At 63.7% G+C, this 25,798-nt stretch carries 22 protein-coding genes; 9 read left to right on the forward strand and 13 right to left on the reverse strand.

Annotation, left to right across the window (positions count from 1 at the left end; all coding sequences use genetic code 11):
• The first annotated feature begins 35 nt into the window (after positions 1-35).
• From HMPREF3173_RS14715 to HMPREF3173_RS14730, 4 genes are all read left to right on the forward strand, one after another.
• Complete coding sequence (locus HMPREF3173_RS14715; RefSeq protein WP_070574155.1) at positions 36-1,502, forward strand: DUF1254 domain-containing protein; 1,467 nt, start codon at positions 36-38, stop codon at positions 1,500-1,502.
• Between the two features lie 42 nt (positions 1,503-1,544).
• Positions 1,545-3,032, forward strand: a complete 1,488-nt coding sequence (locus HMPREF3173_RS14720; RefSeq protein ID WP_218188849.1) for a DUF1254 domain-containing protein — start codon at positions 1,545-1,547, stop codon at positions 3,030-3,032.
• Positions 3,033-3,392: 360 nt separating this feature from the next.
• A complete protein-coding gene (locus HMPREF3173_RS14725; RefSeq protein WP_070574157.1) occupies positions 3,393-3,941 on the forward strand; it encodes a hypothetical protein in 549 nt (182 codons plus the stop codon).
• A gap of 750 nt (positions 3,942-4,691) precedes the next feature.
• Entirely contained in the window at positions 4,692-4,958 is a 267-nt protein-coding gene (locus HMPREF3173_RS14730) for a DUF3077 domain-containing protein (protein ID WP_043215707.1), read from the forward strand.
• Between the two features lie 50 nt (positions 4,959-5,008).
• On the opposite strand, the gene HMPREF3173_RS14735 is transcribed toward HMPREF3173_RS14730, so the two are convergent.
• The 13 genes from HMPREF3173_RS14735 to HMPREF3173_RS14795 all read right to left on the reverse strand — a co-directional run bounded on the left by HMPREF3173_RS14735 (position 5,009) and on the right by HMPREF3173_RS14795 (position 18,650).
• Complete coding sequence (locus tag HMPREF3173_RS14735) at positions 5,009-5,704, reverse strand: response regulator (protein WP_070574159.1); 696 nt, start codon at positions 5,702-5,704, stop codon at positions 5,009-5,011.
• Positions 5,701-8,355 (reverse strand): sensor histidine kinase, encoded by a 2,655-nt coding sequence (locus HMPREF3173_RS14740; RefSeq protein WP_070574161.1) that lies wholly within the window; start codon positions 8,353-8,355, stop codon positions 5,701-5,703. Before HMPREF3173_RS14740 ends, HMPREF3173_RS14735 begins: the two co-directional genes overlap by 4 nt.
• Before the next feature lie 72 nt (positions 8,356-8,427).
• Positions 8,428-8,994 carry a potassium-transporting ATPase subunit KdpC gene (gene kdpC / locus HMPREF3173_RS14745; RefSeq protein WP_043215936.1) on the reverse strand — a complete coding sequence of 189 codons (567 nt, stop codon included), beginning with the start codon at positions 8,992-8,994 and terminating at the stop codon, positions 8,428-8,430.
• Positions 8,995-9,005: 11 nt separating this feature from the next.
• A complete protein-coding gene (gene kdpB / locus HMPREF3173_RS14750; protein WP_070574163.1) occupies positions 9,006-11,060 on the reverse strand; it encodes a potassium-transporting ATPase subunit KdpB in 2,055 nt (684 codons plus the stop codon).
• 9 nt (positions 11,061-11,069) lie between these two features.
• Positions 11,070-12,764 carry a potassium-transporting ATPase subunit KdpA gene (gene kdpA / locus HMPREF3173_RS14755; RefSeq protein WP_070574165.1) on the reverse strand — a complete coding sequence of 565 codons (1,695 nt, stop codon included), beginning with the start codon at positions 12,762-12,764 and terminating at the stop codon, positions 11,070-11,072.
• Positions 12,765-12,773: 9 nt separating this feature from the next.
• The gene (gene kdpF / locus HMPREF3173_RS14760) at positions 12,774-12,863 is read right to left on the reverse strand and encodes a K(+)-transporting ATPase subunit F (protein WP_070574167.1); all 90 of its coding nucleotides are present in this window, start codon (positions 12,861-12,863) and stop codon (positions 12,774-12,776) included.
• A gap of 183 nt (positions 12,864-13,046) precedes the next feature.
• Complete coding sequence (locus HMPREF3173_RS14765) at positions 13,047-14,099, reverse strand: AI-2E family transporter (protein WP_070574169.1); 1,053 nt, start codon at positions 14,097-14,099, stop codon at positions 13,047-13,049.
• A gap of 12 nt (positions 14,100-14,111) precedes the next feature.
• Positions 14,112-14,894, reverse strand: coding sequence for a DUF4892 domain-containing protein (locus HMPREF3173_RS14770; RefSeq protein WP_043211363.1), 783 nt, complete (start codon positions 14,892-14,894; stop codon positions 14,112-14,114).
• A 109-nt stretch (positions 14,895-15,003) separates the two neighbouring features.
• A complete protein-coding gene (locus HMPREF3173_RS14775; protein ID WP_070574171.1) occupies positions 15,004-15,858 on the reverse strand; it encodes an alpha/beta hydrolase in 855 nt (284 codons plus the stop codon).
• Complete coding sequence (locus HMPREF3173_RS14780) at positions 15,855-16,643, reverse strand: alpha/beta fold hydrolase (RefSeq protein WP_070574173.1); 789 nt, start codon at positions 16,641-16,643, stop codon at positions 15,855-15,857. The genes HMPREF3173_RS14775 and HMPREF3173_RS14780 overlap by 4 nt, the downstream gene beginning before the upstream one ends.
• A 163-nt stretch (positions 16,644-16,806) precedes the next feature.
• Positions 16,807-17,265 carry a phosphohistidine phosphatase SixA gene (gene sixA, locus HMPREF3173_RS14785; RefSeq protein WP_043211370.1) on the reverse strand — a complete coding sequence of 153 codons (459 nt, stop codon included), beginning with the start codon at positions 17,263-17,265 and terminating at the stop codon, positions 16,807-16,809.
• A complete protein-coding gene (locus HMPREF3173_RS14790; RefSeq protein WP_043211372.1) occupies positions 17,262-17,609 on the reverse strand; it encodes a DUF4389 domain-containing protein in 348 nt (115 codons plus the stop codon). The genes sixA and HMPREF3173_RS14790 overlap by 4 nt, the downstream gene beginning before the upstream one ends.
• Before the next feature lie 15 nt (positions 17,610-17,624).
• Positions 17,625-18,650 (reverse strand): NAD(P)H-dependent glycerol-3-phosphate dehydrogenase, encoded by a 1,026-nt coding sequence (locus HMPREF3173_RS14795; RefSeq protein ID WP_043211374.1) that lies wholly within the window; start codon positions 18,648-18,650, stop codon positions 17,625-17,627.
• Positions 18,651-18,786: 136 nt separating this feature from the next.
• Here HMPREF3173_RS14795 and HMPREF3173_RS14800 point away from each other — a divergent pair, with 136 nt between their 5' ends.
• The 5 genes from HMPREF3173_RS14800 to fabB all read left to right on the forward strand — a co-directional run bounded on the left by HMPREF3173_RS14800 (position 18,787) and on the right by fabB (position 25,783).
• A complete protein-coding gene (locus tag HMPREF3173_RS14800) occupies positions 18,787-20,931 on the forward strand; it encodes a TonB-dependent receptor plug domain-containing protein (RefSeq protein ID WP_177343699.1) in 2,145 nt (714 codons plus the stop codon).
• The gene (locus HMPREF3173_RS14805; RefSeq protein ID WP_043211378.1) at positions 20,931-21,821 is read left to right on the forward strand and encodes an ABC transporter substrate-binding protein; all 891 of its coding nucleotides are present in this window, start codon (positions 20,931-20,933) and stop codon (positions 21,819-21,821) included. Before HMPREF3173_RS14800 ends, HMPREF3173_RS14805 begins: the two co-directional genes overlap by 1 nt.
• On the forward strand, positions 21,818-23,743 hold the full coding sequence (locus HMPREF3173_RS14810; RefSeq protein WP_070574175.1) for an ATP-binding protein: 1,926 nt from the start codon (positions 21,818-21,820) through the stop codon (positions 23,741-23,743). Before HMPREF3173_RS14805 ends, HMPREF3173_RS14810 begins: the two co-directional genes overlap by 4 nt.
• Positions 23,744-24,035: 292 nt before the next feature.
• The gene (fabA, locus tag HMPREF3173_RS14815) at positions 24,036-24,551 is read left to right on the forward strand and encodes a 3-hydroxyacyl-[acyl-carrier-protein] dehydratase FabA (protein WP_043211383.1); all 516 of its coding nucleotides are present in this window, start codon (positions 24,036-24,038) and stop codon (positions 24,549-24,551) included.
• Between the two features lie 11 nt (positions 24,552-24,562).
• The gene (gene fabB / locus HMPREF3173_RS14820; RefSeq protein WP_043211385.1) at positions 24,563-25,783 is read left to right on the forward strand and encodes a beta-ketoacyl-ACP synthase I; all 1,221 of its coding nucleotides are present in this window, start codon (positions 24,563-24,565) and stop codon (positions 25,781-25,783) included.
• Positions 25,784-25,798 lie beyond the last annotated feature (15 nt).

Below are 25,798 nucleotides of genomic sequence, written 5' to 3' on the forward strand. Positions count from 1 at the left end.
CTCCTTCGTTTTCCCCGCCAGAAAGGAAGTTGACGATGCATCAAGCTCTCAAAGGCATTCCTGCTGCTTTCCTGGCCATGGCGATCAGCGCATCGCTGGCCCAGGCCTCCGAGCCGTCACAGCCCAGTTCAACACAGCTGACTCAACCCAACGTCGATGCCCTGATGCATCCGGAGTACGCGAAGACCATAGCGCGCATGGCATACCTCTGGGGATGGCCGATGGTGAACATGATCAATCGCTACGATCGCATTACCAAAGCACCACATCCAGGGCTGCTGGGGGGTATCTTGCCCGCCGCGCCCCGTGGCCAGCTTGGCATGTTGCATGACTACATCACTCCCGCAGAAACATTCGTCACTTGCCCTAATCAAGACGTGGTGTACGGTCTGGGCTTCTTCTCCCTGGACGAGGAGCCGGTGATCGCTCAGGTGCCGGACTTTGGCGACCGGTTCTGGGTTTACGCCATGTACGACCAACGCACCGACCAGTTCGGTCAGTTGGGTAAGCCCTATGCCAGCAAGCCCGGCTTCTACCTGCTGGTGGGGCCGAATTGGAAAGGCGAGAAACCCGATGGCGTAGAAGCCATCATTCGCAGCCCCACAGCGCTAGCTAACACCATTCCCCGAATCTTCATGGACGATACCGAGGCGGACCGGGCGGCCATCCAGGAAAAGCTCAACCAAGTGGTGTTCTACCCGTTGAAAGACTTTGACGGAAAGATGAAGACCATCGACTGGAAAAAGACGCCGGACATCCCGGTACCCAATGCTGACAGTGCCAGCCAGGGCGAAACAAAGTGGGTGATCCCGGAGAAGTTCTTCGACCAGTTCCCGCAAGTACTGGATACCGTGGCGCCGCTGCCGGGCGAGGAGGCCCTGTACGCTCAATTCCGCCAATTGATAGAGATCGCCGCGAAGGACCCAGAGATCAAAAAGCTGCTGGTGGAAGAAGCCAAGCTGGCTGACAAGGAATTGATTGCTCCGTTCTTCCAGTGGAAGCACAACGGTCGTCCGGCGGGCAACGGCTGGAATCGCTCCACCAACAACGCGCAATGGGGGGTGGACTACTTCAACCGCACGGGCACCTCCAAGTCGAACATGTTCGACAACCGGCCCAACGAAACCCAGTACTTCTACACCGACTTCGATGGCAACGGTGCTCAACTCAATGGTGCCCACAGCTACGAGGTCACTTTCGCCAAAGGTGAAGAGCCTCCGGTGCAGGGCTTCTGGTCGCTGACGCTTTACAACCAGCACCACCTCTTCAGCGCCAATGCGCTCAATCGTTACTCGCTGGGAACCAAGAACAAAGACCTCAAGCGCAATGCTGATGGCTCACTGACGATCTACATCGGCCCGGTTTCCCCTGGGAAAGACAAAGAGAACAACTGGCTCCCGTCACCTAAAGAGTCCATCTCACTGTATATCCGGGCGTACTGGGGCAAAGAACCGATCCTCGATGCAAGCTGGAAGCCGCCAGTAATCAAGAAGATCAAGTAAACCTCGCGTTGCGACGCTTATCATTGCTCAGGAGACTGTTTGATGAGTTCCATTCGACGGGTATTTACGCTGTCCACCCTGGCTGCTGCGCTGGCAATCCTGCCAATGGCACAGGCGGCGGATCAGGCACCGGCTTCGCCGCTGATCAAGCAGATCAACAACGGCAACTGGCTCGAGCCCAAAGAAGCAGAAGGCCTGCGCGATGAGTTGTATTACCAGCGGGCAATCTTCGCCTACATGACCATGCTGCCGGCGCTTAACACCATCGGCATGAAAGACGGTTCGGAAAAAGCCTTCGGCGCCGGCTACAACGTGTTGCCGATCTGGAAGCAGCGCATGGATTCAAGGACCATGGTGCCCACGCCAAATGCTGACGTGATCTATTCGATGAGCTACCTCGACCTGAAGCAAACCGGGCCGCTGGTAGTAAAGGCGCCTGCCAACGTCATCGGCATGTTTACCGACTTCTTCCAGCGCACGCTTACCGACGTCGGCGCCATCGGCCCCGATCGTGCCCGTGGCGGCCTTTATCTGCTGTTGCCCCCAGATTACAACGGTCCGGTCCCGGGCGGCTATTTCGCGGTCAAGTCGCGCACCTACAACGTGTTCCTGTTCTTCCGCACCGTCATGGCCAAAGGCGATGGCAAGCCTGACCCTGGGCCAGCTGTGAAGAACGCCGAGACAACGCGTGTTTATCCACTGTGGGCAACCGAGAAGGACGCTAAGCCCATGGAGTTTCCCGATGCCAGCGGCAAGAAGCTCGACATGATGTATCCCGTCGACAACGCCTACTGGACCAAACTCAAAGCGTTTGTCGACTATGAGCCGGTCGAAGCCATCGATCCGGAGCTGCGTGGCGTGTTGGCGTCCATTGGCATCGTTAAGGGACAGCCGTTCGAGCCAAGTCAGAAGCAACAGGAGTTGCTGAAAAAAGCGGTAGAAACGGCACCGAAGATGATTCTTGCAAACCGTCAGTTGGGGCGTGAGGACAAGCGCAATCTCTACTACAAGGACCGCCAGTACGAGAACACCTGGGCCGGCGGCACCAACGACTGGATGCAGGAGAGCTACCTGGATGTGAACCAGCGCGCCAGTTTCTTCCAGTTCGCCTATTCTTCCGCACCGGCGATGGTGATGCACACCACCGGGGCCGGTTCCAAGTACCCGTTTACCGGGCGCGACAAGGACGGCAAGTTCCTGGACGGCGGTAGTACCTACAAACTGCGTCTCCCACCAAATCCGCCCGCCGCACTGTTCTGGGCTGTGACGGCCTACAACATCACCGACGGCACCATGCCGGAGACCAGCCAGCTGCTGCCGTCGACCAACGGCTACTACGACATTCCCAAGCAGCAGGACGGCTCCATTGAAATTTGGTTTGGTCCAGAGAAGCCCAAGGATATTGCTGACGCTGCCTTCATCCAGACCATTCCTGGACGTAACTTCCTGGTCGCCCTGCGGCTGTATGGCAGTGAGGACCCGTTCTATGACCAGACCTGGAAGCCGGACGACGTCGTAAAGGTCAAGTAACCAGCACCATCCTGGCGGAGATGCAACTCAAGCAAAAACTGTGTCTGGCAGCTCTCTATGCTCAATGGGTCGACTATGCTAATCGGCGTCGGGCTCAACCTCCGTTTCTGAGTTCAATATCAGCCCGCTTCGGCGGGCTTTTTTGTGCCGTTCCAGAGAACCCAAATTTTCAGCCACTTCGAACGCCCGCTTCTGGCCGATTTCTGCCCTTCACGAATGGCCGCTATGGGTCGAGAGCGGCCACTCGTGATTGGAGATTTCGTCCCAAAGCGGACGCTAAATCTTGCTGCTTTGTAGCAGCCTATCGCCGGCAAGCGCGTCTCAAGGTTTACAATCGAATGCCGTATTCAGGAAAAGCCGATGCTATACACCATCGCCCCAGAGGAGTGCCAGAGCTTTGTACGAAAGCTGGCACGGAAAATCGACATTACAAGTGACCTTCCGGCGCATATTTTCCTTGATCAGAACCTTTGTTATTGGTTCTTTGAGCGGTCACTTCTTTCTGACTTGGACCTGCTTGAAAGTCTGTTGATCGAAAGCCATCGGCAATTCTCAAGCGGGATGGGAGTGCTGTTTTCATGGGGCACCCGCGATTGCGTGGGCAGGTTCTTCGATGGCCGAAATACAGAGGAGAGTGTGCTTGAGCTTCAGCGCCAATCATTCCTATCAGACACGCCGCTGGAAATGCCGCACTTAGTATTCAGCCCGACCTATGAATGGCTTGCCTATGAAAGTGCTTTCGAAGAGTGGGGCGTGTTGGCAATGGACCGCTCCCTGATAAACACTGATTTTGCAGGGTATCTTAATCATGAATTCATCAGCATCGGGGAAGCGTGGAGGCTCAGCAAGCTGGAGGACTTCAATGGCATGTTGGCTAGGGCTTTCCTCCACAATTACGCCTGCGTTTGAGGATTGATCAGTAATCTACCGGCATTATTCACTGGGAAACTAACGCCGTGTATTGCCCACTTCCAAGGGCTGTTCTGGGTCGAAAGCAGTCCCTCGCCAAGCGACCACCTTCACCTATCCTCTGCTCTTCCAAACGCTCCGAAACCGTAGAAAAAATCAGATTCCCCCTCTTCCTCGTAGTCCATTTCCCAAACACACTCCCGCCACCTTTTTTCCGTTGCGGGTACTCTGGCAGGGCTCTAGTCTCGGCGAGTCGTTGCACTTCAACGACGCGGCTTTGACAGGCCGCAACGGAACGCAGGGGCATAGCTTGGCCTTCAATGGCGGCTGTGTGTGGGGCACGTTCGCGTGCGCCGGTCTTCCTGTATTCCACCGGTCTGTCAACCCATACGCAGCTGCCACCCACCTGTTTGACAGCAGGTCGTGTGCAGCACTATCGGGAATACAGGAGTTGCCATGCTGAAAAACGATCTTCGATCCATCTCGCTATCCCTTTCTCAAAGCACGATCTCCAGCCTCAACGCAAATTCAATCCATTCGAATCGTGGCTCACCATCCAATCCCGCTACTCCCACTTTCGATTCAGGTTATGGGCTTGCGTGTCCAACCCTAAGACGCTGCATTTAAGCCTTAACCATGTGCTATCTGCGCCGGCCCATTCGCGAGTGAATCCGCTCCCACAGCGGGTTTGCGTTGTCGGGCAGCGGTATGTCTGTGGGGCGGCGCTGATCATTTCAGGGAGATCGAACAATGACCACGAAGGACATCGAGCCGAGGACGGTGGGCAGGACGAAGTTCTACCAGGGCGAGGGCATGACCGCGCCGCTGTTTTGCATCGAGCCTGGTATCTCGTGCCAGCACGCACGCGAGCAGGCTTCGGAGTTGATGGGGTATGTGCGGGACATGACCCTAACAGGCGTGATGGACGACAAGCCGCAGTTGGTATGGGCGTCGCACTATCTGGCGGCGTTAGCGAAGGCGCTGATGGATGATGCGGAGTTGGGGATGATGGGCTGAGGTCAAGGTGCTCAGCCCTAGCGCCGCGTTGGGGCGCGAAGCGGCCCCGGTCAGGGCCCCGGAGCAACCAGGCGATAGCCTACGCCGGCTTCGGTGATGATGAACCGCGGCGCAGTCGGATCATCCCCCAACTTCTGCCGTACGTGGGCGACGACGATGCGCAGGTAATGGGTGTCATCGACATGCGTCGGCCCCCAGATGTCCTTGAGCAGTTGCTGCTGGGTGATGACGCGGCCGGGGTGGCCGGCGAGCTGGGCGAGCAATGCGTACTCTTTGCGGGTCAGGGCTACTTCCGCACCGTCGAGGGTCACCTTGCGAAACGCAAAGTCCACCACCAAGGGGCCGAAGCTTACGCTCGACTGGATAGCGTCGGCCTGGGGCGTCTGGCGCAGCAAGGCGCGGATGCGGGCGAGGAATTCCTGGATGCCGAAAGGTTTGGTCACGTAGTCATTGGCGCCGCCATCGAGTGCGTCGACTTTCTGTACTTCACTCGCGCGCACCGAGAGCACCAGCACTGGCACGGCGCTCCATTCACGCAGCTCGCGCAGCACCTGTTGGCCGTCCATGTCGGGCAGGCCAAGATCGAGCACCACCAGGTCCGGCTTGCTCAGCGCGGCCTGGGCGAGGCCTTCGGCGCCGGTGGCGGCTTCGATGACTTTGTAGCCTTGTGAGGCGAGGCTGATGCGCAGGAACTTGCGGATCTGCGGTTCATCGTCGATGACCAGCAGGGTGGCGGACTGACTCATGGGGCTTCGCTTTCAGGCTCAGGTTGTGGAGGCAACGGCAAGCATAGAGTGATGCAGGTGCCCTGACCATCGATGCCGTCGCCGACGAGGATCTGCCCGCCGTGGGCGCCGATCATGCCTTGGCAAATGGCAAGGCCAAGGCCGGTGCCCTGCCCTCCCCGGTCGCCGCGGGCTGCGGTGTAGAACATGTCGAAAATCTTCTCGCGCTCACTCACCGGAATGCCCGGGCCTTGGTCGCTGACGGCGAAGTGCAGTTGCTCGTTCTGCTCAGAGACCTGCAACGCCAGGCGCCCATTGACCGGCGAGAAACGGGCGGCGTTTTCCAGCACGTTGACCAGCGCCTGTTCGATCAGCGCCGCATGCACGAACAGCAACGGCAGCGCAGGCGGCACATCGGTGTGCACCCGCAGCGGAGCCAGGACCACGCGCAAGCGGTTAAGGGCGCTGCCTACGATGTCGGCCGGGGCGACCCAGTCGCGGGCGAGCTTGAGGCCGCCGTGGCCGAGACGGGTCATGTCCAAGAGGTTCTGGATATAGCGGTCCAGGCGTTCGGCTTCGTTGCGGGTGCCTTCGAGCAGCTCTTGGCGATCGGCCGGGGGGATGGCGTCGCCCAGGGCCAGCAGGCTGTCGATACTGCCGCGCATGGCGGTCAGGGGGGTGCGCAGGTCGTGGGAAACAGAGGCCAGCAGTGCACTGCGCAGTTGTTCGGTCTCGCCATGCAGGCGCGCGGCCTCCAGTTGCTCGCTCAGGCGGGCGCGGGCCAGGGCCTGGGCCAGGGGTTGGCCGAGAGACATCAACAGGCGTCGGCGTTGGGGGCTTAAGGTCTCCCCTGTGCGTGGGCGCACGCCAAGCAGGGCCAGGGGCTGGTCATCCACCGCGAGCGGCCACCACCACCAGCGCCCATCAGGCAGGGTGTCGCTGCCGTGCCCGGCGGCCTGGCCGTGCTGCCAGGCCCATTCGGCGGCAGCGCGTTCGTTGTCGGTCAGTTGCGGTTCGTGGCTGCTGGTGGCTTGCAGTAGGCCCTCAGCATTGCGCTCGAGCAGGCAGGCCTGCATGTCCTGCCAGGCGCCCAGGTGCTGGCCGGCGGCGTTGAACACGGCCTGACGGTCCGCAGCCACGGTGAGACGACGTGAGAGATCCAGCAGTTGCGTGGTCTCGGCCTGGGTTTCGCGCAGGGCCTGCAACTGACGGCGCTGGCGGGCGGCGAGGTTGCCGGTGAGGCCCGCCATGAGCAGGAAGAACACCAGCGTGAGCACGTCTTCTTCGCGCTGGATGGCGAAGGAGAAGTTCGGCGGGATGAACAGAAAGTCATAGGTGAGAAACGACAGCGCCGCACAGGCCAGCGCCGGCCCCAGGCTGCTGCGCACCGCCACCAGCAGCACGGCAGCGAGGAACACCAAGGAAATATTGGGCAGCGCCAGCACACTGGATACCGCCCACGACAACCCTGCTGCCAGCACGGTGGCCACCAATGCCAGCAGGTAATGGCGCCAGACCCACACGCGCTGCACCGCCGAGGGTGCTGTGCGGGGTTGGGTGTCGCGGTCGAGGACGTTGATTTCCAGGCCGTGGCTTTCTCGCAGCAGGCGCGCGGCCACGCCTGCGCCGAACAAGCGACGGCGCAGCCGATCGCGGGACTGGCCTACCAGCACCAGGCTGGCCCGGCGTTCGCTGGCGTGCTGGATCAGGGTGCGGGCCACTTCGCCGGCACGCAGCACCACCACTTCGCCGCCCAGACGCTCGGCCAGTTGCTGGGCGGCCTGCAGGCGCTGGCGGGCGGTCTCGTCGCGCAGGCGGCCGTTGTCCACGTGCACCAGGCTCCAAGGCAAGTGGCGGCGCTGGGCAACGCGACTGGCATGGCGCACCAGGCGTTCGGCCTGCTCGTCACCGTCCACGCCCACCAGCAGGCGCCCGCGCAGGGCCGGGGCCTCCTGACCGCGCTGGCGGTAGCCGTGGGCGAGGTCGGCATCGACCTGAGCGGCGGCGGTCTGCATGGCCAGCTCGCGAAGGGCGGTGAGGTTGGTCTGGGAGAAGTAGGCGTCGATGGCCGCTCTCGCCTGCTCCGGCACATAGACCTTGCCCTCGCGCAGGCGCATCAGCAGCTCACGCGGTGGGAGGTCGATCAGCACCAGCTCGAAGGTTTCCTGCAGGACCCAGTCAGGCAGGGTCTCGCGGACCTGAACGCCGGTGATGTCGCGGACTTTGTCGTTGAGGCTTTCCAGGTGCTGGACGTTGACGGTGGTGTAGACATTGATGCCGGCAGCGAGCAGTTCCTGCACGTCCTGCCAGCGCTTGGCGTGGCGGCTGCCGGGGGCGTTGGTGTGGGCCAGTTCGTCCACCAGGGCCAAGGTGGGGGCGGCCTTGAGCAAGCCGTCGAGGTCCATTTCCTCGAGGGTCACGCCGCGATAGTCAGTACGCAGCAAGGGCTGCTGGGCCAGGCCGCCGAGCAGCGCCTCGGTTTCGGCGCGGCCGTGGGTTTCGACGATCCCGGCCAGCACTTGCACGCCCAGACGTTGCTGGGCGTGGGCGGCCTGGAGCATGGCGTAGGTCTTGCCCACGCCGGGGGCGGCGCCGAGAAATACCTTGAGCTTGCCACGACCTTCGCGCGGCAGGCCCGCCAGGAGCGCATCGGCGCGGGCGGAGTCACTCATGTTTCATCCTTCGATTTCAGAGAGCCTGGAGCCTGCTGTGCAGGCCGCAGGCTTCGCCAGCTCCGATAAGGCTTAGGAGCCGGAGGGCATTGGGGCCAGGCGCTCCAGCGCCTGGTTCAGCGCCAGCACGTTGACCACAGGCGGGCCGATCAATGGGTGGAGGGTGGACGCTTCCACCAACGCTTGCAAGCGCTGCACCGGCACTTGCCGCGCCGACGCCACACGGGGCAGTTGGTAGGCCACGGCATCGGGCGGCAGGTGCGGGTCCAGGCCGCTGCCGGAGGTGGTCAGCAAGGCCAGGGGTACAGGGCCTTGCTGGGGTTGATAGAGCGCAGAGGCCTCGGCCTTGACCCGCTCGGCCAGGGCCGGATTGCTCGGCGAGAGGTTGCTGGCGCTGCTGGCGACAGTGGCGTAGGCGCCGGCCGACGGGCGCGAGTGGAACCAGGCATCGCCAGTGAAGTCCTGGGCGATCAAGGCCGAGCCGCGCACCCGCCCCTGCTCGTCACGTACCAGGCTGCCATTGGCCTGCTCGGGGAAGGCGACCTGGGCGATGCCGGTCACCGCCAGGGGATACAGCGCGCCGGTGACCAGGGTCATCAGCAGGGCCAGGCTCAGGGCCGGGCGCAGGTAAGTGGTCATGTCCATCTCCTTCAAACCAGGTGCAGAGCGTTGAGCAAAAGATCGATCGCCTTGATCCCGGCAAACGGCACGATGATGCCGCCCACACCGTAGATCAGCAGGTTGCGTCGCAGCAGGTGGGCCGCGCTCGCCGCCTGGACGCGCACGCCGCGCAGTGCGAGCGGGATCAGCACGACGATGATCAGCGCGTTGAACACGATGGCCGAGAGGATCGCGCTCTGCGGGCTCTGCAGTTGCATGAGGTTGAGCACGCCCAACTGCGGGTAGATCGCGGCGAACAGCGCCGGCAGGATGGCAAAGTACTTCGCCACGTCGTTGGCGATGGAGAACGTGGTCAGCGCACCGCGGGTGACCAGCAGCTCCTTGCCCACCTGGACCACGTCCAGCAACTTGGTCGGGTCGCTGTCCAGATCGACCATGTTGGCCGCCTCGCGCGCGGCCTGGGTGCCGTCGTTCATGGCCATGCCGACATCGGCCTGGGCTAGGGCGGGGGCATCGTTGGCGCCGTCCCCGCACATGGCCACCAGACGGCCGTCGTTCTGTTCCTGGCGGATGCGCGCCAACTTCTTCTCCGGCGTGGCCTCGGCCAGCACATCGTCGACCCCCGCTTCGGCGGCAATGGCAGCGGCGGTCAGCGGGTTGTCGCCCGTCACCATCACCGTACGGATCCCCAGCTTGCGCAGCTCGGCGAAACGCTCGCGAATGCCGGGCTTGACCACATCCTTGAGGTGGATCACTCCCAGCAAGCGCTTGTCGATGCACACCAGCAGCGGTGTGCCACCGCTCTGGGCGATACGCTCGACTTCACGGGCCAGCGGCGTGGGCATCTCCAGGCGTTGCAGGCCGACGAAGGCCAACACCGCATCGACCGCGCCCTTGCGATAGCGGCGTTGCTGGAAGTCGATACCCGAGAGCCGCGTCTCTGCACTGAAGGCAATGGCCTCGAACTGGTCGGCCGAAGGTTCGATGAACGCCTGTTGCTGACGTAGGTATTCGACAATCGACTTGCCCTCGGCAGTGTCGTCGGCAAGCGAGGCGAACAACGCGCCCTCCCCCAGTTCCCGCGCGGTGATGCCGGGCGCGACATGCAGTGCACTACAACGACGGTTGCCGAAGGTGATGGTGCCAGTCTTGTCGAGCATCAGCGTGTGCACATCACCCGCCGCCTCCACCGCACGGCCGGAGCGGGCGATGACGTTAAGGCGCACCAGGCGGTCCATGCCGGCGATGCCGATGGCCGAGAGCAGACCACCGATGGTGGTGGGGATGAGCGTGACCAACAGCGCAGCAAGGAAGATCAGCGGCAGGCTGCCACCCGAGAAATGGGCGAACGGCTGCAACGTCACCACCACGATCAGGAAAATCAACGTCAGGCCGATCAGCAGGATATCCAGGGCGATTTCGTTGGGGGTCTTCTGGCGTTTGGCGCCTTCGACCAAGGCGATCATGCGATCCAGGGTCGACTCGCCGGGGTTGCTGGTGATGCGGATCAACAGCCAGTCCGAAACCAGGCGGGTGTTGCCGGTCACCGCCGAGCGGTCGCCACCGGACTCACGGATCACAGGGGCCGACTCGCCGGTGATGGCCGCCTCGTTGACCGCAGCGATGCCTTCGAGCACCTCGCCGTCACCGGGGATCAACTCGCCGGCAACGACCTTGACCACATCGTCCTTGCGAAGCTGGGTGGCGGGCACGGTCTCGAAGCGGCCATCGACGGTGCGACGCTGGGCGGTCAGGCCCTGACTGCCGGCCTTGAGGCTGTCGGCACGGGCCTTGCCACGGCCTTCGGCCAAGGCTTCGGCGAAGTTGGCGAACAGCACGGTGAACCACAGCCACAGGGCGATCTGCAGGGCTACGCCGGTCCCCACACCACTGCCGGGGACGAAGCACAGCAGCGTGGTCAGCAGCGCGGTCAGGGCAACCACCAACATCACCGGCGAGCGCTTGAGTTGACGGGGGTCGAGCTTGACGAAAGCCTGGACCAGGGCCGGACGCCAGAGCGCGGCGAAGCGGGTCTGGTCCACGGCGGTGCGGTTGGCTTTGACATCAGGAATAGGCATGTTCATGGGAGGTCCTCAGAAGCCCAGGCTCAGGTGTTCGGCAATCGGCCCGAGGGCCAAGGTCGGCAGGAAAGTCAGGCCACCGACCAGCACAATGGTCACCAGCAGCAGGACCACGAACAGCGGGCCATGGGTGGGGAAGCTGTTCAGCCCCTGGGGCGCGCTCTTCTTCGCTGCCAGGCTGCCAGCCAGGGCGAGCACCGGCAGGATGTAGCCGAAGCGGCCGATAAGCATGGCCAGGCCGATCATCAGGTTGTGGTACGGCGTGTTGGCACCGAAGCCGGCGAACGCCGAACCGTTGTTGGCGGTGCCGGAGGTGTAGGCATAGAGCAGTTGGCTGAAGCCGTGGGCACCGGGGTTGGTCACGGCACTGGCAGGCCCGGCGAGGCTCGCGGTGATGGCGCCGAGCACCAGTACACCCACCGGCATCACCAGCAAGGTCGCCACCAGCAGTTGCACCTCCCGCGCCTGGAGCTTCTTGCCCAGGTACTCCGGCGTGCGCCCGATCATCAGGCCCGCCAGGAACACGGCGATCAGCACGAACAGCAACATGCCGTAAAGGCCTGCGCCGACGCCGCCGAAGATCACCTCGCCGACCATCATATTGACCATGGCCACCATGCCCGTGAGTGGGTTGAGGCTGTCATGCATGGCATTGACCGAACCGTTCGAGGCGGCGGTGGTGGTCACGCTCCATAGCACCGAGGCGGTGGTGCCGAAGCGGCTTTCCTTGCCTTCGAGCGGCGCGGTCTGTTGTACCTGGGCGCTTTCCAAGGCAGGGTTGGGCTGTTGCTCGGACCACAGCGCCGTGGCGCCGCCGAGCAGGAACAGGCCCAACATGCAGGCGAGGATCGCCCGGCTCTGGCGCAGGTCTTTGACGTAATGGCCGAAGGTGAACACCAGCGCTGCCGGAATGAGGATGATCGATGCCACCTCGAACAGATTGCTCCAGGCTGTGGGGTTCTCGAACGGGTGCGCCGAGTTGACGCCGAAAAAGCCGCCGCCGTTGGTGCCCAGTTGCTTGATGGCGATCTGGCTGGCGGCTGGGCCAAGGGGAAGGGCCTGGTCGCTGCCTTGCAAGGTCAGTGCGTGGGCGTAGTCGGCGAAGGTTTGCGGCACGCCCTGCCACACCAGCAGCAGTGCCAGCACCAGGCACAGTGGCAGCAGCACGTAGAGGGTGGCGCGGGTCAAGTCGACCCAGAAATTGCCTAACGTGGTGGTGGAGCGACGGGCAATCCCTCGGCACAGGGCGACCAGCACGGCCAGACCGGTGGCGGCGCTCACGAAGTTCTGCACAGTCAGGCCGATCATCTGGCTCAAGTAGCTGACCGACGCTTCACCGCTGTAGGCCTGCCAGTTGGTGTTGGTCATGAAACTGACTGCAGTGTTGAACGCCAGCGTCCACTCCTGCCCCGGCAGTTGCTGCGGGTTCAGCGGCAGATACCCCTGGAGCATGAGCACGGTGAACAGCAACACGAAGCCCACCAGGTTGAAGGCCAGCAAGGCCAGGCTGTATTGCTTCCAGTTCTGCTCCTGCTCGGCGCGTACACCGGCCAGGCGGTAGCAACCTTGCTCCAGCGGGCCGAGCACCGGTGTCAGCCAGGTGCGCTGCCCTTCCATCACCTTGAAGCAAAAGCGCCCGAGCCAAGGTGCTGGCAGCAGCACGATGGCGAAGAACGCCAACAGCAATAGGTAGTCGTAACTGTGCATGGCCGCCCCTTAACTGCGATCGGCGCGCAGCAGCGCCACCAGCAGGTACATCGCCAACGTCACTGCCAGCAGCAGTGACACCCCGTCCAGCATGTTCATGTGCACATCTCCCTTGGTACGGCGCATGGGCCGCTTTAGGGAAATTGTCCGAGGGAGGGGCGTAAAGGGACGAGATGGGGGGTGGGGTCAGGGCATAAAGAGTGCGTAAAGATCAGCCTTTTCGGCAGCCGCCATCGTCGCGGGTACCCCGCAAGGATGGCGGCATGGAGAGCCTTGGCCTGACTACCGCTGGGGTGTCTGCTGCCCCGCGTTACGGCTCCAGTCCAGCAGCAGGCTATAGCCCACCGCCAGCAAGGTCGGCCCGATGAACAGGCCGATGAAGCCAAAGGCGATCAGCCCGCCGAACACCCCGAGCAGCACGATCACCAACGGCAGGTTGCCACCGCGGCTGATCAAGTACGGCTTGAGGACGTTGTCGACGCCGCTGATGATGAAGGTGCCCCACAGGCCGAGGAACACCGCCATGCCGTACTCACCCTTCCACACCAGCCAGCCGGTGGCAGGTATCCAGGCCAGCGGCGGCCCCATGGGAATCAGGCTGAGCATGAAGGTCACCAGCCCCAGCACGATGGCGCCCGGCACACCGGCGATCAGGAAGCCGATCAAAGCCAGCAAGCCTTGGGCCGCGGCAGTGCCGATCACGCCGTTGACCACGCGCTGCACGGTGCCAGCCACCAGGTCCAGGTAATACTCGGCGCGTTCCCCCATCAACCGCTGCAACAGGCGCAGCACGAAGGCCGCCAGGCGCGGCCCGTCACGGTAGAAGAAGAACACGAACACCAGGCTCAGGGTCAGCTCCAACGCGCCGCTGCCAATCTGCGCACTGCGCGCCAGAAGCCAGTTGCCGACCTGCCCCAGGTGAGGCTTGACCGAGGCCAGCAAGGCCGCGCCCTGTTGATCCATGGAATCCCACCAGCGCACCAGTCGCTCCCCCACCAGGGGGATGCTGCCAAGCCAGTCGGGGGCGTCGGGCAAGCCGTCGACCTGCACGTCCCGGATGAACGCGGTGGCATCACGGATGTGGTCGGCCAGATTGAAGCCGAGCCACACCAGCGGCAAGGCCACCACCAGGATCCACACGGCGGTCAGTAGGCTCGCGGCGAGCGTTTCGCGCCCGCCCAGCACGCGGGTGAGCAAGCGCATCAGCGGCCAACTGGCGAAGGCCAGGATGGCGCCCCAGAGCAATGCCGAAATGAAAGGCGCCATCACCCACAGCCCGGCCCCGAGCAGGGCCAGCAGCAGGATCTGGATCAGCAGGCGGTCATTGTTGGGCATGGAGGGACTCATTCAACGGATCAGCTCAAGGTGCAGGCCATCGGTGGGTGCCGTCCCGACTTCCAGGCGGGTACTGCGCACGCCGGCGTTTACCAGTTGCTCGCGCCAGGCTTCGGCCTGGGCGCCGCTGAGGCTGGCGCGCAGGGTGCTGTCCAGGTTCAGGCTGCGCCCGAGCAAGGCCACCCAGGTGGGCTGCGGTGCGGCAAGGTCAGGGTAGTCCAGCTTGCCGGTGTCGCGCAGTTCGCGCAGCACCGTGGCTGGAGTCGGCAACAGCTCGCCCAGAGGCTGGTCGGCCACGAACTCCTCGACGTGCAGGTAGGCGCGGCGATTGCCACGGGTGACGCTGTAGAGCGAGACCAAGGTGTCGGCCTCTTCGGCGGAGCGGCGCAGGAGGATGAACGCCTGTTGCTCGTCACCACCATTGAGGCGGGCATTGGCGAATACTTCGTTGGCCCACAGGCTGGCTTCGCCGCAATCGCGACCCTGGCACCAGAACAGCGGGTAGCCCCCCTCGCGCTGCAAGGCCTCGCGGGCACTGGTGAAGGCCTCGCGGGCAGTCCGTTCGACAGGGAGCTCATAGGTGACGGAACTGACCTGGCCGCGGCTTTCGACTTTTTCGTCCACCCTCAGGCGGCCGCTGATCTTGCGTAAAGGGCCCATGGGATAGACCCGCTCCTGCTCCACGGCCGGACGCTGGTCGACCACTTTGGCATCCACCGGCACGGGCAGGCTGCCGGCCCACGACAAGGGGCTGGCCAGGCCCAAGCAAACGGCGATCAGGGTGCGCGTGATCATCGGCCACCTGTCACGCACAGGGCGCCGATGGGGTTATCCAGGATGTCTGGCATGTGCATGGTTGTCTCCGTGTTCAACCCGCCAAGCCTCGACACTTGTCCTGTGCAAGTCAAGAAAAGCCGAAGAAGCGATTGAAACAGTCTGCAACAAGGGTTGCGCCCTGTTCGTCATTCAAATGCAGGTGATGGCCACCGGGCAGCGTGACCTGCTCAAAGGGTAGCTGCTCTAGCAAGGCTGTGTGCTGCGCGAGCATGCCATCGGCCGCCACCACCAGGCAGGCCGGGCACGCGACCCGATGCACGAAGGCCATGGCCTGCGCCTCGTTCAGGCGTACCGGTGATGGCAAGGTCAGGCGGCTGTCGCTGCGCCAGCTGTAGCCGCCCGGCACCGGCATCAAGCCACGCTGGGCCAGCAGCTCGGCGGCTTCGCGGCTGACCGCGACCATGCCTTTCATGCGCGCCTGTACGCCTTCTTCAAGGGTCGCGTACACCGACTTGCGCTTGCCATCCAGGCGCAGTTGCGCCTGCAGCGCCATGCCCAGGCGTTCGGCGGCGTCCTGCTCGCGGGCCGTGGGCGGGATCAGGCCGTCGATCAACGCCAGGTGGCTGATGCGATCGGGCAAGGCTCCCGCCAGCTGCACGCTGATGATTGCGCCCAACGAATGTCCGAGCAGACCAAAGCGCTTCCAGCCCAGTTGCTCGGCCACCCGCAATACATCGTGGGCGTAGTCGGCCAAAGCGTAACCGGCGCCGACAGGGCGATGCTCGGAATAGCCATGCCCGGCCAGGTCCAAGGCGAGCACGCGCAGCCCGTCGAGGCGCGGCGCGAGGCGGGCGAAGCTGTTGGCGTTGTCCAGCCAGCCATGCAAGGCGATCACCGGCAGACCGTCATCCGGCCCGAACAGGTGCGCCGCCAGCTCGATATGGCCCAGACTCAGACGGATCTCTTCGACGTGCGTGCTCATGCCCGGCTCCAGCGATCGAACAGACCCTTGATCAAGCGCGCTGTATCCCCCGGCCGCTCCAGCGGGAACATGTGCCCACCGGGCAGGCTGTGGTATTCGCCCCGGGGAATGCCGCGCACCGCCAGGGCATGGTGGCGGCGGATCACCCGGCTCTGGTCGCCACGCACCACCGCCAGCGGCACCTGCAGCTGGCGCGCTGGCGCCGGGCTGACGTGGGGGATACTGCGGTAGATGTCGATCTCGGTGGTGGGGTCGAAGCGCAGGCGCAAGCCCTCCTGGGTGGCTTGCAGGCCGTGCTCCAGATACGCCTCCAGGCAATCGGGGTCGAAGTGGCGGAACAACGTCTTGCCGGCGAAGTAGGCCCGTGCGCTGTCACGGTCGGGGAATGCCTCGCGACGCCCCAGGGTGCGCCCGGCCGGGGTGATGCGGTCGATGAAGCCCAGGCGCTTGGCCGCGCGGATCATCCACTGGTCGGCGCGGGTCAGCACAGGCGAATCGAGCATTACCACGCCTCGGTAGTACTGCGGGCAACGTAGGGCGGCATGCAGGTGCAGAAGGCCACCCAGGGAATGGCCGACGCCCCAGACCGGCTGCCCCTGCTGGGCCAGGTGGTGAAGCAACTCATCGACCAGGTTCTGCCAGTTGTCGTTGACCGGGAACCGCGGGTCGTGGGCATGTTGCGCCAGGTGCCGGACCTGGTAGTCCGGCGCCAGGGCGGCGAACAACTTGCCGTAGGTGGCCGAAGGGAAGCCATTGGCGTGGGCGAAGAAGATCTGCTGCGACATGGCGGCCTGGTCTGAATGGGAAGTGATGGCCCATTGTCGGCATGGCGTGCTGGGGCGGCAACGTTCGGAAAGGTCATCGCTGAGGGCGATCCGGACATGCCTGGCATGTGTGTCGCCTTCTTCGCGCGTGAACCCGCGAAGAAGGCACCGTCAACAGCCAGGGTCAGCCGGCGTGGTACAGCCCCTGCAGGGTCATCAACCCGGCCAGCGGCCAGTCCCCTTCCAGCTCAGCCAGGCTCGCTGTGCTCAGCGGCGCCGGTTGCTGGCCATGGCCGTGTTCGAGCATGCCTACCAAGGTGCCGACCAAGGGCTGGTGACTCACCAGCAGCACGTGCTCCAGGCCCAGTTGGTCCAGCTCGCCGATCACCTGCCCGACATCGCTGTCGGGGGTGAGCCAAGGCACGGTACGCACCGGCTCATCGAAGCCCAAGGCGTCGTGCACCAGAGCTGCTGTCTGCTGGGCTCGAACGTACGGGCTGGCGATGATCGCCTGCAGCGGTTGGCCCAACAGGCGCGCGGCACTACGCAGCACCTGCTCGCGACCATGGTTGGTCAGGCGCCGCTCGGCGTCGGTGTTGGCGCGTGGCTCGGCCTCGCCGTGGCGCAGCACCCAGACCTTCACAGCTTGGGCTCCTGATCACGCACCGGGTGAGGCGCCGAGGCAACTTCGTGGGGCACTTCGCCTTCAGGGGCGCGAGGGGTCGGCCAGTCGGCGAACGGCCAGGGCTTCTGGTCGCTGTGGAAGGTGCCAAAGCGGCCGATCTGCGCCAGGAACTGGCTCAGGCTGTCGCCGAAATTCATCAGGCTACCGCTGGGCGCGCCATAGACCAGGCGGTAGATCAGCTGGACCAGCACCAGGCCACCCAGCAACAGTTGGGCCATGTGCCAGACCAAGAGGAACACCAGCATCCACAGTACCCGCAGGATGATCGATTCGCGCTGGGCGCGGTTGGCTGTGTCGTTCATGCATGTGCTCCGGGATCAATTGAAACCGCTGATGGAAATGAAATCGACGTCGGTCTTGGGCTCGGCGCGCATCAGGTGCTCGATCACCTGGTTCAGCGTACGCCCCTCGAAGAGGATCGCGTGCAGGCCAGCCACCAGCGGCATGTACACCTGTACCTCCTGGGCCTTGGCCTTGAGCACCTTGAGGGTGTTGACCCCTTCGGCCACCTCGCCCAAGCGACTCACCGCCTGCTCCAGGCTCAGACCCTGGCCTAGGGCATGGCCGACCTGATAGTTGCGGCTCTTGGGCGAGGAGCAGGTGACGATCAAGTCGCCGACCCCGGCCAGGCCTAGGAAGGTCATGGGGTTGGCGCCCTGGCTCACGGCGAAGCGGGTCATCTCGGCCAGCGCACGGGTGATCAGCATGCTCTTGGTGTTCTCGCCCATGCCCAGGGCGACGGCCATACCGGCAATGATGGCGTAGACGTTCTTCAACGCGCCGCCGAGTTCGACGCCGAAACGGTCGGCGCTGGCGTAGACGCGGAAGGTGCGGCCATGCAACACCGCCTGCACACGTTGACAGAGGGCTTCGTCCTCGCTGGCGACCACGGTGGCGGTCAGGGCGTGTTCGGCGATCTCGCGGGCCAGGTTCGGCCCCGACAGCACGCCGATGCGGGCCTCGGGCGCGATCTCTTCGAGGATCTGGCTCATCAGCTTGAAGCTTTGCGCCTCGATGCCCTTGGTCAGGCTGACCAGACCCTTGCCGCGCAACAGTTCGGCATGGGGCGCCAGCACGCTGCGCAAGGCGCTGGAAGGTAGCGCGACGAAGATCAGGTCGCAGGCCTGCAACGTGGCCAGCAGGTCGTTGACAGGCTCCACCCCGTCCTGCAGGCGAATGCCTTTGAGGTAGCGAGGATTCTCGCGATTGACGCGCATGGCCTCGGCCTGCTCGGGGTCACGCATCCATTGCCGGACCGGCACGCCGTTTTCGGCCAGCAAGTTCGCCACGGCGGTGCCGAAGCTACCGCCCCCCAGAACTGCAACAGGTTGCTGTTCAGTCATATCCAATCCGTTAAAGCCAATAAGTTAAGTTGGCGACCGGGGCATTATACGGCGCGCATGCGACAGAGCCAGTGGCAGTGCCAGCCCTGCGTATGGATATCAAATCGCACTGGCAAAACCCAAGCGGTCAGTTAACATGCCTGTTTCATCTCTGAAACAAGGCCGTACCGTGTTCCCTGGCACGCCACCTTACCCTCGCCTGCTGTTGCTGACTGCCCTCTTGGGCGGCCCGGCCCTGGCCGATGACATGTTCCTCGACAACCAGGACCTGCCGCAGGTTCTGACCGCGACACGCCTGAAACAATCCCCGGCCGCCGTACCTGGCAGCATGACGGTGCTCGACAGCGAACTGATCCGCGCCAGCGGCGCACGCGACATCCCCGAGCTGATGCGCCTGGTACCCGGCATGATGGTGGGCTACGTCGCCGGCAACCAGCCGACCGTCAACTACCATGGCAGCAACGTCAACGACGCGCGGCGCATGCAGGTGCTGATCGATGGCCGCTCGGTGTATCGCGCAGGCCTTGCCACGGTGGACTGGAGCGACATCCCGCTGGCCATCGAGGACATCGACCGGATCGAGGTATTCCGCGGCCCCAACACCGTGAGTTACGGGGCCAACGCCTTGATGGCCGTGGTCAACATCCTCACCCGCAACCCCGCCGACAGCCATGGCACCCGAGTGAAGGTGACCCGCGGCCAGGACGGCATCAACGATTACTACGCCAGCCAGGGCTTCGGCTGGGAAGGCGGCGACATGCGCCTGTCGCTGTCCGGCATGCAGGATGATGGCTTCGACGAGGACCAGTTCGGCAACGACTACCGCGACAGCCGCCGCCTCAACCGCTTCAACCTCAGCGCCAGCCACAACCTGGCGGTCAACCAGACCCTTGAATGGCAACTGGCGGCCAAGGAAGGGAGCAATCAGCGGCCCTATACCTATCAGCCGGTGTTTCCCTTCGTGACCGCCCGAGGCGACAACGCCGACGTCAATGCCAAGGACTATGCGGGCTCGATGCGCTGGAACATCGATTTCAATCCCGAACACAGCCTATACGTCCAGGGCTCGGCCCAGCACTTCGACCGGCAACAGGTCTGGCTGGCCTGCGATGCGGCCATCGCCTTCAGCCCGGAGCTGACGCGGCTCTGGCAGATCAACCCGGACTATGCCGAGCAAGTGGCACGCAACGCCAACAACCCGCCTCCCAGCAGCGACCCCGTGCAGAACGCCCTGCGCGACCAGATCGCCAGCCAATGGGCCAATGGTGGTCGTGAAGTGGTTTGCGGCGATGTGGACCAAAGCACCCGGGAAACCCGCTTCGATCTCGAGGTCCAGGACACCCTGAGCCTGACCGACAACCTGCGTCTGCTCAGCGGAATGAACTACCGTTATGATCGCGCCGACTCCCAGACCTACTTCAACGGCAGCCTGGACGACCAGACTTGGCGCCTGTTCGGTCAACTGGAGTGGCGCGCCGACGAGCACTGGATTCTCCAGGGTGGCGCGATGTTCGAGGACTCGCGCCTGTCGGGCAGCTCGCTCACCCCGCGCATGGCGGTCAACTACCTGATCACCCCGCGTCACGGCTTGCGTGCGGTGTATTCAGAGGCGGTGCGCTCGCCGGACATGTTCGAGAACAACGTCAACTGGAGCTACACGGTCAACAACCTGACCCCCAACGTGTATGGGTTGCAGCACGGCGAATACTTCGTCAAGACCCGCGGCCCTGGCGACCTCGAACAAGAGCGCATGCGCTCGCGGGAGCTGGGCTACAACGGCAATTTCAGCGACATCGATTTGAACATGGATGTGAAGTTGTTCTATGACGAGATCACCGGAATGATCAGCGAGCCGTTGCGCAACAACCAGTACATCGCCAGCAACGCCAACAAGGCCCGCTTCAGCGGCAGCGAAGCGCAGCTGGACTGGCGCCCTACCCTGCGTGACCGACTGCGCCTGACCTACGCCTACGTCGATGCCTGGGCCAGCAACCCCAGCGACCGACGCCTGAGCGCGCGCAACAGTGGCTCGGCCGGCTGGATGCGCGAATGGGGCCAGGGCTGGTCCAGCGCCCTGTTCTACTACGGCGACGACGCACTCAACCAGTACCGCTACGAACGCCTCGACCTGCGCGTGGCCAAACGCTTTCGCATCCAGGGCAGCAATCTGGAGCTGGCCGCACTTTGGCAGCAACGCCTGGATGACGAGCCGGTCACCGTGCCGCAGAACCGCTACGACAGTCGTCACCGCTTGAGCGTGAGCGCGGAGCTGGAGTTCTGATGGCCTTGTTGCTGCGCCTGTTGCTGTTCTGCCTGTGGCCTTTGGGCGCGGTATCAGCCAGCGAGATTCTGTTGGTAGGCGCCAGCGACCAACCAGGCGTACGCAGCTTCGTCTCCGCCCTGGAAGCGCGCCGTCCCAACGACCAGGTGCATTTCAAGACCGTCGACGCCCTGCCCAAGCCGGGGCAGTTGAAGGCTGATGTGCGCCTGGTGCTGCTCGACAGCGCAGCGTTCGAATGGCGCCTGGGTGAGGCCGCTGGCCCTCCGGCGCTGGCCTTGCGGGTCAGCCGGGTACAGGCGGAACAACGCCTGGGAAAGTCGCGTCCCGCCTACCTGTGCCTGTTGTGGAGCGATCCACCGCCTGGTCGGCAATTGCGCCTGACGCGCTACTTGTTGCCACAGGCGCGACGAATCGGTGTGCTGTACGGCGAACATAGCCGCTTCATGCTTGACGAACTGCGCCTGGCCGCCCGCCCGCTGGGCCTTGAGATCGTCGCACAGGACTGGCCGGACCCGCGCGACAGCCGCCCGCTGCAACACCTGCTGAGCAATAGCGATGTCCTGCTGGGGATCGACGACCCCGACCTGTACAACTCCAAGACCGCCAAGAACGTCCTGCTCAGCAGCTATGGCCGGCAGATGGCGCTGATCGGTCCCAACGCAGGCTTTGTCCGCGCCGGGGCGCTGGCCAGCACCTTCAGCGATCAGGACGACTGGCTCGCGGTGCTCGACCAATTGCTCGACCGCTCGCCCGCCAGTTGGCCGCGCAGCCACTACCCCACGCACTATGGGGTCAGCGGCAACCAGCAAGTGGCTCGCGCCCTGGGGCTGGAGCCGATCGACCCCAAGGCCGCCGCCGTGGTCCTGGCCGAAGGAGAGCCCACCCCATGAGCAACCGCCTGAGCTGGGACATCCACACCCGCACCCAGATCATCAGCCTGGGCCCCGCCCTGTTGCTGACCCTGCTGCTGATCAGCTTCTTCACCTTCGTGCGTCTGCAGGACCTGCGCCAGGAGCTCAACCATACCGGGCAACTGATCGCCAACCAGTTGGCTCCCGCCTCCGAATATGGCGTGATTTCCGGCAACAATGAGGTACTCGAAAGCCTCATGCGCGCGACCCTGAGCATTCCGCACGTACGCTTTCTCGAGGTGCAGGACAGCCGCAACCACATCCTGGTGTACGTCGAGCAGAACGGCGAGAACGTCAACCGTGCCCAGCGCGTGGAAGTGTTCCAGGCGCCGATCCGCCTGCAGCAGATCCGCCTGGACAACGATTTCTTGCAACAGGGCAACGCGCCTGCTCCCAGCATTGGCGATGACTATCTGGGGCGGGTGATCGTGGGCATGTCCGACGATGCCTTCAGCCAGCGCCAGCAGGAAATCGTGATCAAGGCCGGCATCCTGGCCCTGTTCGCCTTGCTGTTCACCTTCCTGCTCGCCCGCCGCCTGGCCATGAGCCTGGCCAAGCCGATCAGCGACATGGGCCATGCGGTCAAGGCCATCCAGAAGGGCGAATTCAAGACCCAGGTGCCGGAAGTCGACGACAGCGAGCTGGGGCACCTGGCCCGACACATCAACAACCTGGCCAGTGCCCTGGAGAAAGCCAGCACCGAGCAGAAGCAGGCCATGGCGCAGATGATTCAGGCGCGTGAGGAGGCCGAGCAAGCCAACCGGACCAAATCGGAGTTCCTGGCGATGATGAGCCATGAACTGCGCACCCCCATGAACGGTGTCCTGGGCATGCTGCAACTGCTCGAGACCACCCCGCTGACCAGCGAGCAGGCTGACTACACCGCCGTGGCCAGCGAATCCACCGGGCATCTGCTCAAGGTGATCAACGACATCCTCGACTTCTCGCGGATCGAGCGCACCACGCTGGAACTCGAACACATCGCCTTCAACCTGGGCGAGCTGATCAGCAGCAGCGTCCAGTCGTTCCAGCACAGCGCCCAGCAGCGCGGGCTGGGCCTGCATTTGCAGCTCCCCCAAGGCATCGACCAGTTGCAGGTCACAGGCGATCCGACACGGATCCGCCAGATCTTGCTGAACCTGATCGGCAACGCCTTGAAATTCACCGAACACGGCCAAGTGGAAGTGGAGGCCCGCTGGCGGGCCCTGGATGCCCAACAGGTGTGGTTCACCTGCGCGGTGCGTGACACCGGCATCGGCATCGACAGCGACCGCCTGGAGATGATGTTCGTGGCCTTCCAGCAGGCCGACAGCTCGATTTCCCGTCGCTATGGCGGCACAGGCCTTGGCCTGGCGATCGCACGGACCCTCGCCGAGCGCATGGGCGGGCAGTTGCGCGGCGAAAGCCGCGAAGGGCTGGGCTCGACCTTCACCCTGGAAATGCCTTTGGCCCTGGCCAGCGCCACGGCGACCTTGCTGCCGGCCCAGGACGTCGAAGGGCAAGCGGCCTGGGAAGGCGGGCAGATCCTGCTGGTAGAAGACAACCCGGTCAACCAGAGCGTCATCGAGGCCATGCTGCGTAGCCTGGGCTTCGATGTCGTCACCGCCCTCGATGGTCTTCAGGCCGTCGAGCAGGTGCTTGAGCAACGCTTCGCCGCCGTGCTGATGGACTGCCGCCTGCCCGTTGTGGACGGCTACGAGGCCACTCGGCGCATCCGCCTGCTGCCCAACGGCGCGCAGGTGCCGATCATCGCCCTCACGGCCAACGCGCTGCAGGGCGATCGCGAGCGATGCCTGGCAGCGGGGATGAACGACTACCTGAGCAAGCCTTTCAAACGAACGGAACTGCAGCAGGTGCTGCAACGCTGGTTGTCCGGACGGACAGCCGCGACTGGCGATTAACGCCGAAATGCGGCAGTCTAGGGAGATGGAGGCCAGAACGCGGCTTGTCCGGTGTCGGTGACGGGTCGCCCGACGACGCAAAGCAACCGAATTAACCGCCGTGGCCACTAGACAGGACCTGCATAGGCCCTGAAAATAAGCGTTTCAGTGCACACCTGTACTTCTTTGCCAGGTGCGCTGTGACTTTCACCACAACGCAATAGTCTACCTGTAGGCTGCCGTCTCGGACTCAACCGCCGAGCCGGCCGGGAAGATTCAGCCCCAGCCGCACGGGGATTATTGAGGAGCTCGCATGACCAAACAAAACGCCTTTACTCGGGAAGATTTGCTGCGCTGCAGTCGCGGTGAGCTGTTCGGCCCAGGTAATGCGCAACTGCCCGCCCCGAACATGCTGATGGTCGATCGCATCACCCATATCAGCGCCGAAGGCGGCAAGTACGGCAAAGGTGAATTGGTCGCCGAGCTGGATATCAATCCGGACCTGTGGTTCTTCGCCTGCCACTTCGAAGGCGACCCCGTCATGCCAGGCTGCCTGGGCCTGGATGCCATGTGGCAACTGGTCGGTTTCTTCCTTGGCTGGCAGGGTCTGCCAGGCCGCGGCCGCGCCTTGGGCTCGGGCGAAGTGAAATTCTTCGGCCAGGTACTGCCTTCGGCCCAGAAAGTCACCTACAACATTCATATCAAGCGCGTCCTGAAGGGCAAGCTGAACATGGCCATCGCCGATGGCTCGGTCAGCGTCGACGGCCGCGAGATCTACACCGCCGAAGGCCTGCGGGTCGGCGTGTTCACCTCCACTGACAATTTCTAAGGGTTATTCGCATGCGCCGCGTCGTTATCACTGGTCTGGGCATCGTATCGTGCCTGGGCAATGACAAAGCTACCGTCACCGAAAACCTGCGCAACAGCCGTCCGGGTATCCGTTACAACCCGGAATACAAGGAAATGGGGCTGCGTAGCCAGGTTTCCGGTTCCATCGACCTCAACCTCGAAGAGCTGATCGACCGCAAGGTCTACCGCTTCGTCGGCCATGCCGCTGCCTACGCCTACCTGGCCATGCAGGACGCGATCAAGGACGCCGGTCTGACCGAGGAGCAAGTCTCCAACCCGCGTACCGGCCTGGTTGCAGGTTCCGGCGGCGCCTCCACCCTGAACCAGATGGAAGCCCTGGACACCCTGCGCGAGAAAGGCGTCAAGCGCGTCGGCCCATACCGCGTCACCCGCACCATGGGCAGCACGGTATCGGCGTGCCTGGCCACCCCGTTCAAGATCAAGGGCATCAACTACTCGATCTCGTCGGCATGCGCCACCTCCGCACACTGCATCGGCACCGCCCTGGAGCAGATCCAGTGGGGCAAGCAGGACATCGTCTTCGCCGGCGGCGGTGAAGAAGAGCACTGGAGCCAGTCGTTCCTGTTCGATGCCATGGGCGCCCTGTCGACCAAGCGCAACGAAACCCCTGAACTGGCCTCGCGCGCCTATGACGCTGACCGCGATGGCTTCGTCATCGCCGGTGGCGGCGGCATGGTCGTGGTCGAGGAGCTGGAACACGCCCTGGCCCGTGGCGCCAAGATCTATGCCGAAATCGTCGGCTACGGCGCAACTTCCGACGGCTACGACATGGTTGCCCCGAGCGGCGAAGGCGCGATCCGCTGCATGCAGCAGGCGCTGGCCACCGTCGACACCCCGATCGACTACCTCAACACCCACGGCACCTCGACTCCGGTCGGTGACGTCGCCGAGATCAAAGGTGTACGTGAAGTGTTCGGCGACAAGGCTCCGAAGATCAGCTCGACCAAGAGCCTGTCCGGCCACTCCCTGGGTGCCGCAGGCGTACACGAGGCGATCTACTGCCTGCTGATGATGGAAAACAACTTCATCGCCGGCTCCGCCAACATCGACGAGCTGGACCCGGAGGTCGCCGACCTGCCGATCCTGCGCCAGACCGAAGAAAACGCCAAGATCGACACGGTCATGAGCAACAGCTTCGGCTTCGGTGGCACCAACGCCACCCTGGTGCTCAAGCGCTGGACTGGCAAGTAACAGCCTGACCTCGCT

Origin of the sequence: Pseudomonas sp. HMSC08G10 (genome assembly GCF_001808425.1) — a bacterium.
GTDB lineage: Bacteria > Pseudomonadota > Gammaproteobacteria > Pseudomonadales > Pseudomonadaceae > Aquipseudomonas > Aquipseudomonas guariconensis.